The organism is Rhodococcus sp. OAS809, assembly GCF_040546695.1.
Taxonomy (GTDB): Bacteria; Actinomycetota; Actinomycetes; order Mycobacteriales; family Mycobacteriaceae; genus Rhodococcus_F; species Rhodococcus_F qingshengii.
Genome location: NZ_JBEPOI010000002.1, coordinates 4,796,546 through 4,810,749, shown reverse-complemented (window position 1 = coordinate 4,810,749; position 14,204 = coordinate 4,796,546). Strand labels below are relative to the sequence as shown.

The following is a 14,204-nucleotide window of genomic DNA, read 5'->3' as shown; positions in this document are numbered from 1 at the left end:
AGGCGCCGATCGGGCATACCCGCAGATGAAAGGCCATTCCGTGAGCGAGAACGATCGCGATTACATCCAGAGCATCGAGCGTGGATTTGCTGTGCTGACGGCCTTCGACGAGAAGAACCCCAACCCGTCGCTCGCCGATCTTGCCGCCGAAACGGGTCTCTCCCGCCCAGCGGTCCGGCGCATCCTCCTCACGCTGCAGAAGCTCGGATACGTCACCGGCAACAACAGTCGGTGGTCGCTCACCCCACGCGTTCTGAGCATCGGGCAGCACTTCTCGGCATCACATGCCTTGACGGAGGCGGCGCTCCCTCGTCTGTTGGAGATCGCAGAACACACCCACGAGTCGGCGTCGCTCGGGGTGCTCGACGGTGTCGACGTGGTCTACGCCGCGCGTGTACCCGTCCGGCGGATCATGAGCATCAACGTCAGCGTCGGCACCAGAGTGCCTGCATATGCCACCTCCATGGGTCGAGCCCTGCTAGCTTGGGCGCCAACCGAAATCGTCGACAACGTCATCGCGAACTCCGCGTTCGACGCCCTCACACCCACCACGATCACCGACGAAGGCGCATTCCATACCGCCCTCCGGGTGGTGCGCGAGCAGGGATACGCGCTCACATCGGAAGAACTGGAAGACGGCCTGATTTCCCTCGCTGCTCCCGTCCGCGACGCCGGTGGAAGCGTCGTCGGAGTGACAGCGTGTTCGACCTCGGCCGGACGAACATCCCCGGAAGCTTTCCGCGCCGACGTCGCGCCTTTCCTCGTCGAAAAGGCGAACCAACTCAGCGCGGACATGGGGTACCGAAGCTAGCGCCTCAACACCTCGGAAGGCAGCAATCCGTACTTACGCCGAAAGGACGACGCGAACCGTCCGGTGTGCGTGAAACCCCATCTCACAGCGACATCGGTGACCGTCGTCGAGTCGTCGGCATCCACCAGATCTGCATGGACCCGCTCGAGACGGATGTCGAGCAGGCATTCCGACGGACTCCGGCCCACATACTGCCGAAATCCCTCCTGCAATCTCCGTACGCTGACGCCCGCCACCTCCGCCATCTCGGCTGCGGTCCACACGCGGGCCGGGTCGTCGTGCATCTCGTCGAGCACCCGCTTGACGATGCGCGGCCTGGCGTGTCGCACCGCGTCCTCGCTTTCGGGCATTGCGGCAAGGACGAATGCCGTGACCACGGCGCCGGAGAGCTGACCTGCCACCAGTTCGTTGTGCAGCACGCCGACCGGGCCGAGTATCTGATCCGACAGTGAGCGAACAAATTTCAGCCATCTGGCTCCGTCGTCGCCCCGAAGATCCACCTGATCAGGCAAGTGCATTCCGGGTCGACCGAGAACCTTTTCCATCTCACGGTCGAGGTACTGACGGTCCATCCGGACTCCGACGATCTCGCAGTCCGCACTCCACCGCGTAATTCTCGTCGTGATGTCGGGTGGACATACCGTCGCAACACCCTGCGTCGAGAGCACGTGCGAGCCCGCGAACACCGACTCGAGCTCGCCCGAGAGCGGGATGTTCACCCCATAGGCACCGGGATGATCGGATTCGACGGCGACGTCAGCTCCCCACCGAATATGAGCGATCCTCAGCGGTCCCAACTCGGTGGTGCACACCCCGACTCCACTGGCCGCATGCCGAGACAACGGCGTCAGCGTGTGCGGAAAATAGGCGTCCGAAACCGCATGACACGCCTCGTCCCAGTCGCGGGGAGCAGTACCGATCATGGAGTCGACCATCGTCCTTCTTCACCTTCCAAACCCGTGACCAGCCACATTGCCGAGCAAGGGCGCTGAACATCATTGAACACTGTGTCCCCGGTCACTTCCAAGAGAAAACGGGTACGGGCCGCGATCGGGTGCGCAATCCGGATAGCCACCGCGCTGTACGGATCGACCGAAGCCTGCGCCCGCCGTACGTTCGTCTTCACTCCCGGCGCGAGTCGCCCACTACTTCCCTCCCGCACTTCGCGGCACTCTCACTCAACCGCCATCCGACAAGGAGGTCCGGTCATGGAACAAAATCAGCTTCGAGGAATCTTCGGTCAATTCGCGAGCGGCGTCACCGTCATCACCTGTACCAATGCCGACGGTCAACCACACGGAGCCACGGTCACCGCATTCACGGCCATTTCCCTGGAACCACGGCTGTGCCAGATCACGATGACTCGCAAGTCCAAGGCGTGCGGCTACCTCGGCAACGCGCCGTTTGCGGTCAACATCCTTGCCTCCGACCAAGTGGACACGGCCATGCATTTTGCCGGCCGACCGCAGCGCACCGAGCCGAGGTGGATCGACGGACCGACCGCTCCCCTGCTCGACGGCGCCGCAGCAACCATCTCGTGCGTCCCGTGGAGGGAGTACGACGGCGGTGACCACATCATCTTCATCGGCGAGATCGTCGACGCTCAGTCGAGTGGCAAGGATCCGCTTCTGTTCTACCGAAGCACTTTTCACGATCTAGGCGCTACCTCGTCGACCACAGTCTGGAACGGAAGTCAGGACGACCCCCACAGCGGCTGGTTCGACGCCACCACTTCGTTCACCCCGATTCATCTTCAGCCCGCACCCCAAACGATCTGAAAGGCTTTGCCATGACGACCACCGAAATTCCTCCCACCGGCGTCGATCCCGCAGATTCCGGAGCGCCACAGGTCAATCCGGCCGCCGATTGCGAAGCCAACCGCACGAAGAACTTCGCCACCCGACCGATGACCGGTGACGAGTACATCTCGAGCCTGCAGGACGGCCGCGAGATCTGGCTTCACGGTGATCGCGTCAAGGACGTCACGACGCACCCCGCGTTCCGGAATCCGATCCGCATGACCGCAAGGCTGTACGACGCTCTGCATACGGGCGAGCACGTGGACGCCTTGACCGTTCCGACGGACACGGGCAACGGCGGTGTCACCATGCCGTTCTTCCGCACTCCGACGTCGTCGGCCGATCTGCTCAAGGAACGCGACGCCATCGCGACGTGGGCTCGTATGACCTACGGCTGGATGGGCCGTTCCCCCGACTACAAGGCGAGTTTCCTGGGCACCCTCCACGCCAACAAGGAGTTGTACGCACCGTTCCAGGACAACGCCGAACGCTGGTACCGCGAATCGCAGGAGAAAGTTCTGTACTGGAACCACGCGATCATCAATCCCCCGGTGGATCGCCAACTTCCACCGGACGAGGTCGGTGACGTCTTCATGAAGGTGGAGAAGGAAACCGACGCAGGTTTGATCGTCAGCGGCGCCAAAGTGGTCGCCACCGGATCGGCGATCACGAACTACAACTTCATCGCTCACTACGGTCTGCCGATCAAGAAGAAGCAGTTCGCCCTGATCTGCACGGTACCGATGGACGCGCCGGGTGTGAAGCTGATCTGCCGCACCTCGTACACCGAACATGCCGCGGTGATGGGCAGTCCGTTCGATTATCCGCTGTCGAGTCGCATGGACGAGAACGACACCATCTTCGTCTTCGACAAGGTGTTGGTTCCGTGGGAAAACGTCTTCATGTACGGCGACGTCGACCGGATCAACGCATTCTTCCCTCAATCGGGCTTCCTGCCGCGCTTCACCTTTCAGGGCTGCACTCGCCTGGCCGTCAAGCTCGACTTCATCGCCGGACTGTTGATGAAGGCACTCGAAGCCACCGGCGCCGGCGGCTTCCGCGGAGTCCAGACCCGTGTCGGTGAGGTGATCGGGTGGCGAAACCTCTTCTGGTCGTTGACCGAATCGATGGCACGCGATCCCGAACAGTGGGTCGGCGATTCGGTGATCCCGAAGCTCGAGTACGGCCTCACCTATCGAATGTTCATGATCCAGGGGTACCCGCGGATCAAGGAGATCATCGAACAGGACGTCGCGTCGGGCTTGATCTACCTGCCTTCGAGTTCACTCGACTTCAAGAGCCCGGACGTGCGTCCGTACCTCGACAAGTACGTTCGCGGTTCCGACGGCATCACCGCCGTCGACCGCGTGAAAGTCATGAAGGCGCTGTGGGATTCGATCGGGACCGAGTTCGGCGGCCGACACGAACTCTACGAGCGCAACTACTCCGGCAATCACGAGAACGTCAAAGCCGAACTGCTGTTCGCAGCCCAGAATCGTGGACACGCAAGTTCCATGAAGGGACTGGCCGAGCAGTGCTTGAGTGAATACGACCTCGACGGCTGGACGGTCCCTGACCTCATCGGCAACGACGACGTCTCGTTCTTCAAGAACCGGTAGCTCACGCGGCAGGTAGGGCGGACTCGCGATGTCGAGTCCGCCCTGGTCGTCGTCTTCAGCAGGCATGGCCCATCAGCAGAATTCGACGAACACTGCACCCTTGGTCAGGACTAGGCAATTGCCTAGTGTGACCCGAGACACACGATGTCAAGGTGAATTCAGTACCGGACGCAGCCCCGTCCGGAAAGCGGGTCCCACCGATTTGGTCCGACAGCCCTCGGCTTTCTCGGTAGGCGCCCACTCTTATCTGGAGGACACCCATGACGGATATGTTGGATGCTGCCCGCGGCACCGACCAGTTCGCGAACATCCGCGCCGCCCTCGACGACGCGCTCGTCGAGGACCCGGAGACCGGCCGCTACCAGGTGCGGCGCAGCGTCTTCACGGACGAGCAACTGTTCGAACTCGAGATGACGCACATCTTCGAAGGCAATTGGATCTACCTCGCGCACGAGAGCCAGATCCCGAACGTCGGCGACTACTTCACCACCTACATGGGCCGTCAGCCCATTGTGATCACCCGCAACAAGGACGGCGAATTGGGTGCGCTGATCAACGCATGCAGCCACCGCGGTGCGATGCTCTGTCGCCGTAAGACCGACAACCGAACCACCTTCACCTGCCCGTTCCACGGCTGGACCTTCAACAACAGCGGAAAACTCCTCAAGGCCAAGGACGCTCGCACCGGTGGCTATCCGGAGCAGTTCAACAAAGACGGCTCACACGACCTGACCAGGGTGGCGCGGTTCGAGAACTATCGCGGCTTCCTCTTCGGCAGCCTCAACCCCGACGTGCTGCCACTCGAAGAGCACCTCGGTGACACCACGAAGGTCATCGACATGATCGTCGATCAGTCACCTGACGGACTCGAAGTTCTGCGCGGTGCATCCACCTACACCTACGACGGCAACTGGAAGTTGCAGACCGAGAACGGTGCCGACGGCTACCACGTGTCTTCGACGCACTGGAACTACGCCGCTACCACCGCTCGCCGCACCGCCGGTGAATCGTCCAACGAGACCAAAGCCATGGACGCCGGCACCTGGGGGAAGCAGGGCGGTGGATACTTCTCCTACGACTACGGCCACCTCCTGCTCTGGATGTGGTGGGGCAATCCCGAGGACCGACCCCTGTTCGAACGCAAAGCAGAACTGGAGGCTCAGTTCGGTTCCAAGAAGGCCGAATTCATGGTCGGTGCGTCGAGGAACCTCTGCCTGTATCCGAACGTCTACCTCATGGATCAGTTCAGCAGCCAGATCCGGCACTTCCGTCCGATCTCCGTGGACCAGACCGAAGTCACCATCTACTGCATCGCGCCCAAGGGAGAGAGCGCCGAAGCGCGCAGCAACCGCATCCGTCAGTACGAGGACTTCTTCAATGCCAGCGGTATGGCCACTCCGGACGATCTCGAAGAGTTCCGTTCCTGCCAGAAGACCTACCAGGCAGCCGGCGCCCCGTGGAACGACCTCAGCCGTGGCGTCACACACCAGATTCCCGGTCCGAACGACGTCGCGAAGGATCTCGGCATGAATCGTGTGCTCTCGAGCGGAGCCAAGACCGAGGACGAAGGCTTGTATCCCATTCAGCACGGGTACTGGCGCGACGCCATGCTTGCGGCCGTAGATGCCGAGCAAGCCGCTTCCAACCGGACCATCTGAGGACCATCATCATGACTGTCACCACCACCAATGCCGTCGCCCTCGAAACAGTGCAGCAGTTTCTCTACCGTGAGGCTCGCTATCTGGACGATCGCGAGTTCGAGAAGTGGATCGAGTGCTACCACCCCGATTCCGAGTACTGGATGCCCGCATGGGCGGACGACGGCGAGCTGACCACGGACCCGGCCGCAGAGATCTCCCTGATCTACTACCCGAATCGCGGCGGTATCGAGGACCGCGTGTTCCGAATCAGGACTGACCGTTCCAGCGCGACAAGCCTTCCCGAGCCCCGCACCGGTCACAACATCACCAACGTGGAAGTGATCGAAGAACGCGGCTTCGTCGTCGACGTCCGCTTCAATTGGTTCACGCTGTACTTCCGCTACAACACAGTCGATACCTACTTCGGCACCTCGCACTACACGATCGACTTCGCGGGCGAGCAGCCGTTGATCATGAAGAAGAAGGTAGTCCTCAAGAACGACTACATCCATCACGTGGTCGACATCTACCACTTCTGACACGACTTCCCTTCGAATCGAGCTGTTTCCCATGAGCATTCAAGCTGCGCCGACCTTTCAAGTAGCCCTGAGTTTCGAAGACGGCATAACCCGCTTCGTCGAATGCAACACCGACGAGACCGTCGCGGACGCGTCGTACCGCGCACGAATCAACATTCCGCTCGACTGCCGCGACGGAGCATGTGGCACCTGCAAATCACTCTGTGAGTCAGGTACTTTCGACGCCGGCGACTACATCGAGGAGGCCCTGACGGACGACGAGGCCGAGCAGGGATACTGCCTTCCGTGCCAGATGGTGCCGGAATCTGATCTCGTGCTGCAGATTCCCACCACGTCGGCGGTCGCCAAGACCACTGCCGGTTCGTACACGTCCACCATCACCGAGATCATTCGCCATTCGGATTCCACGGTGGGTTTCACCGTCGCAGTCGACAACCGCGCAGATCTGGTCTTCCTCCCCGGTCAGTACGTGAACATCCTCGTTCCCGGAACCGAAGCGACGCGGTCGTACTCGTTCAGCTCCGGCCCTGAGGTCGCGTCGGCGTCGTTCCTGGTCAAGATCACCCCGGGTGGTCTGATGTCCGAGTATCTCAGTCAGCGTGCGCAGGTAGGCGACACTCTCGAATTGACCGGACCGATGGGTAGCTTCTTCCTCCGGTCAGGTCAACGGAGAGCCCTACTGCTTGCCGGTGGAACCGGCTTGGCCCCGCTGCTCTCCATACTGGAGAAGATGCGCACCGAAAGCTCCACTCGGCCCGTCCATCTGGTCTACGGCGTCAGCTCCGACACCGATCTCGTCGAACTCGACAAACTGCACGACTACGCGAAGTCTCTACCCCAGTTCACCTTCGACTACTGCGTATCCGATCCCGACAGCACAGCACCGAACAAGGGCTATGTCACGGGCTTGATCGAGCCCGATCACCTCGACGACGGCAACGTAGACGTCTACCTGTGCGGCCCGCCGCCGATGGTCGAAGCCGTACGTCTGCACTTCAAGGACGTATCGATCACACCCACGAACTTCTACTTCGAAAAGTTCAACAATGCGGCAGCACCGGCTGATTCACCGGCAGCCTCGGCCGAAGAATCAGCTGCCGGCACGTACGAGATCGGTGAAGAACATCTGCCGGTCACGGAGTCGGACGCACAGTTCGACGCTCGGATGGCCCTCGAACTCGGAGCAATGGAACTCACGATCGGCCGCCTCACTCCGGCACAGTTGACGGAGTACCGCATTCTGGCGGAGAACTCGGCTGCTTCCATCGACCGCGATCACTTCACGGACGCAGCGGCATTCACCGAAACCAATGCCCTGTTCCACGACTTCCTCTTCCGCTGCACCGGAAACGAAGTGCTGCTGCAGGCATACCACCGTCTCGAGGTCACACAACTGATGAACCGAGTGCTCCGCACCGCCGATTGGGTGGACGAACATGTCGCGGAGGATCACTCACGTATCGTGAGTGCATTCGAGCAGAATGATCGCGCCGCGGCCCGTGATCTGATCGTCCAGCACAGCGAACACGCCAAGTCGACGATGCACCGCGCCATCACTGACGCTCGGGAAAGTGTGGCGTCGTGAGCACGAGATTCTTCGCCGGCCGGTTCGACGACCGGGTCGTGGTCGTCACCGGAGCGGCTCAGGGGATCGGGCGCAGCGTTGCCGAAAGAGTTTCCGCAGAAGGTGGTTCCGTCGCGCTTGTGGATCGAGCTGAACTGGTTCACGACATCGCGACACCGCTGGAGCGTTCCCATTCAGTGACCGCGGATCTCGAGACGTTCGAAGGCGCCCAGAATGCAATAGACTCCGCATTGGAGCGCTTCGGACGCATCGACGTCCTGGTCAACAACGTCGGTGGGACCATCTGGGCCAAACCCTACGAGCACTACACGCCGCAGCAGATACAAGCCGAGGTCACACGATCACTGTTCCCCACGCTCTGGACGTGTCGCGCCGTACTGCCCCATCTGATCGAGCAGGCGAGCGGCACCATCGTCAACGTCTCCTCGGTCGCCACCCGCGGTGTCAACCGTGTTCCTTACGCGGCGGCCAAGGGCGGGGTCAGCGCGATCACCGCTGCACTGGCGATGGAAGTCGCGCAGTACGGAATACGCGTCGTGGCAACCGCTCCCGGCGGAACCGAGGCGCCACCACGCGTCGTGGCACGCGGGCCGGGTGCCGAGACCGACGAGGAGAAAGCCTGGTACCAGCAGATCGTCGACCAGACCGTCGACTCGTCGCTACTCAAGCGTTACGGCACCCTGGACGAACAGGCTGCTGCTATCACTTTCCTTGCCTCCGAAGAGGCTTCGTATGTCACCGGAACGGTTCTGCCCGTCGCCGGTGGCGACCTCGGCTGAATCCAGCCTCCCCCGATTCCTGATCTCTCGAACGGAGATTCGCCATGTCCTCGATCGAACGTGGTTCCTGGGCCAGTGCCCGCCATCGCTCGTCAGTGTTGTGGGTGGTCACCATCGCCGCCATTGCCATTCTGTTCGACGGATACGACCTGGTCGTGTACGGCACGATCCTGCCCGTACTCATGGACGACCCCAGCCATATCGGCACCTTGACCGCATCTCAGGCCGGCGCGTTGGGTTCGTATGCACTCGTCGGAGTGATGGTCGGCGCACTGACGTGTGGAGCGATCGGCGATCACTTCGGTCGCCGAAAGATGATGCTGGTCAACATCATCTGGTTCTCGGTCGGAATGGCACTGGCAGCGTTCGCCACCAGCATCACCACCTTCGGTCTGCTGCGGTTCTTCACCGGCATCGGTGTCGGTGGGCTTGTCGCCACCGCCGGAGCCATGATTGCCGAGTTCGCGCCGCCGGGACGCCGCAATCTGTTCAACGCCATCGTCTACAGCGGTGTCCCGGCCGGTGGCGTCATGGCTTCCGTCCTGGCGATCGTTCTCCGTGATTCCATCGGATGGCGTGGACTGTTCCTCATCGGCGCCCTGCCATTGGTGTTCCTGTTCCCACTCGCCTGGTTCAAACTGCCCGAGTCTCCCGCGTGGCTGATTGCTCGCGGACGTGTCGAGGAAGCTCGCGCCATTTCCTCGAAAACCGGAATTCCATTGCCTGTCGGTACAGATCGACCCAACGACGCCGTAGCCGAGAAGGTCGGCTTCCGAGCGTTGGCGAGCAGACAATATGTCTGGGGCACCGCGCTTCTCGGCCTCATGAGCTTCGCCGGCCTCCTCCTGACCTACGGACTGAACACCTGGCTGCCCAAGATCATGGAAAACGCGGGATACAACGCGAAGGGTTCGCTCTCGTTCCTGTTGGTACTCAACGGCGGTGCCATCATCGGTGGACTTCTCGCCTCCAAGATCGCAGACGTAACCGGTCCACAGCGGGTTGTCGCAACCACCTTCGGCCTGGCCGCACTCGCCCTGCTCCTGTTCACATTCGGGTTCCCGCTTCCCGTACTCCTCGCCTCCGTTGCCATCGCGGGTGTCGGAACCATCGGTACTCAGGTTCTGATCTACGGATTCGTGTCCAACTACTATTCGACGGCCGCTCGGGCCGCAGGTGTCGCGTGGTGCGCCGGATTCGGACGTCTGGGCGGGATATTCGGGCCACTGATCGGCGGAAGTTTGATCAGCGCCGGAATCAGTTCCGAATCGGCGTTCTACGTCTTCGCCGGCATCGCGGTGCTGGGCGCCATCGTCACCTTCTTCGTGCCGAAGCAAGCACCTGATCTGGGTGCCACTGCACTTCGATCCGATGGAGACCGTGCCGAAAAGGAAACCCGTGGTGAGCCCGGCGTTACGGTAGTCGGGTGACACTTCGTGACCTGTTGCTCGGCCGAGAACGCGAGCTCGCCGTTCTCGGCCGAGCCTTGGCCGCGGCAGAGACAGGAGTGCCGACTCTCGTGCTGGTCGAAGGCGATGCCGGTAGCGGTAAGTCCACTCTCGTCGACCGGTTCGCCGAAATCTCTTCCGCTCATACGCTCCGCCGCGCTCGTGGGCTGGAGTGGGAATCGAACACTGCCTTCGGAGTAATCGAACAACTACTCGAACGTCCGGTTTCCAACTCGGACCCGGTCGCCGTTGCACACGAGATCGTCGACGCAGCGGAGCAACTGACCCTGATCGTCGTCGACGATGCCCATCACAGCGATGTCAGCTCGCTTCAGGCAATCACCTCCGCCCTCCATCGAGGCCGAACGGCACCACTGCTGTTCGTCCTCGTCGCCGAGGAAACGCCGTTCCTGCGCGAGGATGTCAGGCAGATTCTCGACCTGCACTGGTCGACGCGTTTGCACATCAGCCCGATCGACGCACCCGTCATCATCGACATCGCGCGCATGCGAAGCGGAATCGACCTCAGCTCCGGCGTCGCGCTTGCCCTTCAGGACTTCACCGCGGGCAACACACTCGACATCGTCTCGCTTCTCGACGAGCTGCCACCTACCTATTGGACCCAATGGCACCGAACTTTGCCCGTCCCTCGCCATCGTGCAGTATCGATCGCCGCCGCCCTCGCTACGTGTTCGGCGGGAGCACGAACGTTGATCGAAGCCGCAGCAGTTGTCGGGCGCAGCACGACGTTGTCGCATCTTGCTCAGCTAGCCGAAATCGACGACGTGGTCGGCGCCTTGGACAGCGCCTTCGCCAGCGGCCTCCTTTCTGTCCACGAGCAGCACGGCAGCACCGAGGTGTCACTGAGCAGCACGATGGTCACGGCCGCAGTGCGCGGGGCGTTGGGACCCGCGCACTTGCATCTGCTGCACACACGCGCAGCCGAGATCGCTTGGGGAGAAGGTGAACGGCTTTTCCACCTTGCCGCTGCCAGCACCACACATGACGAGGACCTCGCCGCCGAACTCGTTGCGTACGCATCACTACGAGCATCCGACGGCGCGTGGTCGGAAGTCGCCGACGCCATGGTCACGGCAAGCCGTCTCACCACGGCCCGAACCGAACACGAGGACCGACTGCTCCGCGGAGTCGACGCGCTGACCGGATCGGGTGACATCCCCCGCGCCATGGTCTTCGTGCCGGAGATCGAGAGTATTTCGCGCGGGCCTCTCCGCGACGCCGTCCTCGGCTACCTCGCCATCCATAGAGGGCGACCGACCGAGGCCGCCGATCTTCTGACCAGAGCGTGGGACAGCTGCAGCGTGGATCGTGAGCCAGGCATCGCTGCGATGATCGCCCAACGAATGGTCCTGCATTCTCTGGCTCGGCTCGATGGCACGGCGCTCGTCGAGTGGGTTGACCGTGCAGTCGAATTGGTGGGCCCTTCTGATCCCGCAGCAGTGGAGTCCGAAGCGATCAAGGGTCTCGGGCTCGGTGCTACCGGAAGAACCGAGAATGCGCTCGCGGCATACGCCGAACTCTCCGATCGTGTCCGCCCCGGAGCCCAAGCACAGCGCTTCCAGATGGGACGCGGATGGCTCGAGCTTGCGTTGGACCACCCGGAGTCCGCCAGACGCGACCTCGAAAGTGCGGTGTCCACAGAGTTTTCCAGTGGTTCGGCAAGAATCTCACTGTGGGCACAGGCCTGGCTCGCCCGCACTCAATTCGCTCTCGGCGCCTGGGACGAAGCGCTCTCGACCGTCGAGGGCGCCGGTGCCGAGGTGGATCGGTTCGAGATCGAGATCATCCGGCCGTTGGTCCACTGGTCGGGAGCACAGATTCACGCTCTGCGCGGCAACTGGGAACTGGCCCGTGACCATGTGCGACGTGCGTACGCCGGCATTCACGCCTACGAAATCATGTATGTTCCTGCACTTCTCGCCAGGGCCCAGGTTGCCGAGGCCGCCGCCGACTACGCCGAAGTTCTGGTGGCGCTGGCTCCGCTCACCTCGAGCAAGGCGCAACAATGGCTCGACGAGCCGGGCTTCTGGCCGTGGGTCGATCTCTACGCCAATGCATTGGTCATGGTCGGGCGAGCTGATGATGCCGACGCCTTTCTGCAACCACACGAGCAGACCGCACGACGTCGGGAGCACCGCTCAGCTGCGGCACGTCTCGGCTACGTTCGCGGCCGGATCCACGGCGCACGGGGCGAACTCGACTCGGCAAGAGAAAGTTTCGATGCTGCACTACTCGGCATCGAGACGCTGCCGCTCCCCTACGACCGAGCCCGAATCAATTTTGCCTACGGCCAAACTCTCCGCCGGGCCGGGAAACGCGCGGAGGCCGACGTCGTCCTCCGCGCCGCCCGCGAGCTGTATCACTCGTTGGGCGCCGCTACTTACGTCGAGCGCTGCGAGCGCGAACTCCGCGCGGGCGGGTTGAACCTCTCGCGGACGGAGAAGGGAATCACCGACCTGACCCCGCAAGAACGAGCCGTCGCCGACCTTGTCGCAGCGGGCAAGTCCAACAAGGAAGCTGCCGGCGAATTGTTCCTCTCCGTCAAGACCATTCAATATCACCTCACGCGCGCGTACGCGAAACTCGGACTGCGATCACGGAGCGAACTCGCGGCTTTGTTCCGCGACCGAGGGCTTTCGGATCCGCATCAGGAGAACTGAGAACATGCCGGACACTTCGACGACCGCGCCCGTTCGCGTCGTCACCGAGCCACTCCCGCAACCGCTCTACGGCCCGAAGCGGGTCTTGCGCGACTTCGGCGGAACGTCCATTGCCAACGGAATCATCGGCATCGTCTTCTCGGCCACCGGGCCGGTGGCGGTCATTCTCGCTGCGGGGTTGGCGGGTGGACTGAGTCAAGCCCAATTGGCCTCTTGGCTTTTCGGTGCCTTCTTCGTCAACGGCATTCTCACCATCACGGCTTCCTGGCTGTACCGGCAGCCGCTGGCCTTCCTCTGGACGATTCCCGGAACCGTTGTCGTCGGAGCGTCGTTGGAGCATCTGCCGTGGGAGCAAGTGCTCGGAGCGTTCTTCGCGACCGGCGCCCTGATCTTGATGTTGGGATTGACAGGGTGGGTCACACCGATCATGGCCGCATTACCCTTGCCCATCGTAATGGCAATGGTGGCAGGCGTTTTCCTTCATTTCGGAACGGATTTGGTCGAAGCGCCCGCCCACGACGCGGTGATCGCTCTGCCGATGATCGCCACCTTTGTCGCTCTGAGCGTGTTCACCAAGCTGGGAAGATTCGTTCCGCCCGTTCTCGGCGCGTTGATCGTCGGCGTGGTCGTGATACTCGCGGCCGGAAGATTCAACTCCGCCGGCGACGCGCACGAGTGGCTGGCGCATCCGATACTGACCACGCCAACCTGGTCTTGGCAGGCCATGATCGAACTGGTTGTACCGCTGGCGATCACAGTCGTCGTCGTCCAGAACGGCCAAGGAATCGCAGTCCTCCGCGCAGCGGGTCATCAACCGCCGATCGGGGCGGCAACGGTTGCCTGCGGTGTGTTCTCTCTCGTGAACGCGGCGGTGGGTTGTGTCTCGACGTGCCTTACCGGGCCGACGAACGCATTGCTCACGGCGTCGGGAGAGCGGACACGCCAATACACCGCCGGAATCTTCTGCGGCTTACTCGCCGTCGTCTTCGGACTGTTCGCCCCGACTTTCGTCGCGATGATGTTGGGAACTCCGACGGCATTCATCGTCACTCTGGGTGGTCTGGCCATGCTCAAGGCCTTACAGGGAGCCTTCGTGACCGCATTCGGCGGGAAATTCACCTTCGGCGCTTTGATCGCGTTCCTCGTGACGATCTCCGACATCGAACTACTCAATATCGGAGCCGCTTTCTGGGGACTCGTCTTCGGGGTCATCGCCTCGCGCATGCTCGAACGAGCCGACTACACCTGACATGCGAATATTCGCATACTCGACTTTGACAATCATTTACATTAAGCAGTAGAT

11 protein-coding genes are annotated in these 14,204 nt (G+C 62.0%); 10 read left to right on the top strand and 1 reads right to left on the bottom strand.

The features are described 5' to 3' along the window. Positions 1 to 40: 40 nt before the first annotated feature. Complete coding sequence (locus ABIE52_RS25350; protein WP_192712155.1) at positions 41 to 811, top strand: IclR family transcriptional regulator; 771 nt, start codon at positions 41 to 43, stop codon at positions 809 to 811. Here the strand turns inward: ABIE52_RS25350 and ABIE52_RS25345 are convergent. Then, entirely contained in the window at positions 808 to 1,746 is a 939-nt protein-coding gene (locus ABIE52_RS25345; protein WP_007729772.1) for an AraC family transcriptional regulator, read from the bottom strand. The genes ABIE52_RS25350 and ABIE52_RS25345 overlap by 4 nt on opposite strands. 273 nt (positions 1,747 to 2,019) lie before the next feature. On the opposite strand from ABIE52_RS25345, the gene ABIE52_RS25340 reads away from it, so the two are divergent. The 9 genes from ABIE52_RS25340 to ABIE52_RS25300 all read left to right on the top strand — a co-directional run bounded on the left by ABIE52_RS25340 (position 2,020) and on the right by ABIE52_RS25300 (position 14,150). Beyond that, positions 2,020 to 2,589, top strand: coding sequence for a flavin reductase family protein (locus ABIE52_RS25340; protein WP_007729773.1), 570 nt, complete (start codon positions 2,020 to 2,022; stop codon positions 2,587 to 2,589). A gap of 11 nt (positions 2,590 to 2,600) precedes the next feature. Further along, positions 2,601 to 4,229 carry a 4-hydroxyphenylacetate 3-hydroxylase family protein gene (locus tag ABIE52_RS25335; RefSeq protein ID WP_003939685.1) on the top strand — a complete coding sequence of 543 codons (1,629 nt, stop codon included), beginning with the start codon at positions 2,601 to 2,603 and terminating at the stop codon, positions 4,227 to 4,229. Between the two features lie 260 nt (positions 4,230 to 4,489). Then, positions 4,490 to 5,887 (top strand): benzoate 1,2-dioxygenase large subunit, encoded by a 1,398-nt coding sequence (gene benA, locus ABIE52_RS25330; RefSeq protein WP_042447174.1) that lies wholly within the window; start codon positions 4,490 to 4,492, stop codon positions 5,885 to 5,887. 11 nt (positions 5,888 to 5,898) lie between these two features. Beyond that, positions 5,899 to 6,408 (top strand): benzoate 1,2-dioxygenase small subunit, encoded by a 510-nt coding sequence (gene benB, locus ABIE52_RS25325; protein WP_065351507.1) that lies wholly within the window; start codon positions 5,899 to 5,901, stop codon positions 6,406 to 6,408. A 31-nt stretch (positions 6,409 to 6,439) separates the two neighbouring features. Beyond that, entirely contained in the window at positions 6,440 to 7,993 is a 1,554-nt protein-coding gene (gene benC / locus ABIE52_RS25320; RefSeq protein ID WP_054188472.1) for a benzoate 1,2-dioxygenase electron transfer component BenC, read from the top strand. Continuing rightward, positions 7,990 to 8,772: a 1,6-dihydroxycyclohexa-2,4-diene-1-carboxylate dehydrogenase gene (locus ABIE52_RS25315; RefSeq protein WP_050656063.1), complete on the top strand. Its 783-nt coding sequence runs from the start codon at positions 7,990 to 7,992 to the stop codon at positions 8,770 to 8,772. Before benC ends, ABIE52_RS25315 begins: the two co-directional genes overlap by 4 nt. A 44-nt stretch (positions 8,773 to 8,816) precedes the next feature. Next, positions 8,817 to 10,202, top strand: coding sequence for an MFS transporter (locus ABIE52_RS25310; RefSeq protein WP_007729781.1), 1,386 nt, complete (start codon positions 8,817 to 8,819; stop codon positions 10,200 to 10,202). Next, complete coding sequence (locus ABIE52_RS25305) at positions 10,199 to 12,901, top strand: helix-turn-helix transcriptional regulator (protein ID WP_058038299.1); 2,703 nt, start codon at positions 10,199 to 10,201, stop codon at positions 12,899 to 12,901. The genes ABIE52_RS25310 and ABIE52_RS25305 overlap by 4 nt, the downstream gene beginning before the upstream one ends. A gap of 4 nt (positions 12,902 to 12,905) precedes the next feature. Next, positions 12,906 to 14,150, top strand: coding sequence for a benzoate/H(+) symporter BenE family transporter (locus ABIE52_RS25300; protein ID WP_192712154.1), 1,245 nt, complete (start codon positions 12,906 to 12,908; stop codon positions 14,148 to 14,150). The last annotated feature ends 54 nt before the right edge of the window (positions 14,151 to 14,204 follow it).

Coding starts and splice junctions, on each gene's coding strand:
- ABIE52_RS25345 (WP_007729772.1), bottom strand. CDS start 1,746: ATGGTCGACTCCATGATCGGTACTGCTCCCCGCGACTGGGACGAGGCG.
- ABIE52_RS25340 (WP_007729773.1), top strand. CDS start 2,020: ATGGAACAAAATCAGCTTCGAGGAATCTTCGGTCAATTCGCGAGCGGC.
- ABIE52_RS25335 (WP_003939685.1), top strand. CDS start 2,601: ATGACGACCACCGAAATTCCTCCCACCGGCGTCGATCCCGCAGATTCC.
- benA (WP_042447174.1), top strand. CDS start 4,490: ATGACGGATATGTTGGATGCTGCCCGCGGCACCGACCAGTTCGCGAAC.
- benB (WP_065351507.1), top strand. CDS start 5,899: ATGACTGTCACCACCACCAATGCCGTCGCCCTCGAAACAGTGCAGCAG.
- benC (WP_054188472.1), top strand. CDS start 6,440: ATGAGCATTCAAGCTGCGCCGACCTTTCAAGTAGCCCTGAGTTTCGAA.
- ABIE52_RS25310 (WP_007729781.1), top strand. CDS start 8,817: ATGTCCTCGATCGAACGTGGTTCCTGGGCCAGTGCCCGCCATCGCTCG.
- ABIE52_RS25300 (WP_192712154.1), top strand. CDS start 12,906: ATGCCGGACACTTCGACGACCGCGCCCGTTCGCGTCGTCACCGAGCCA.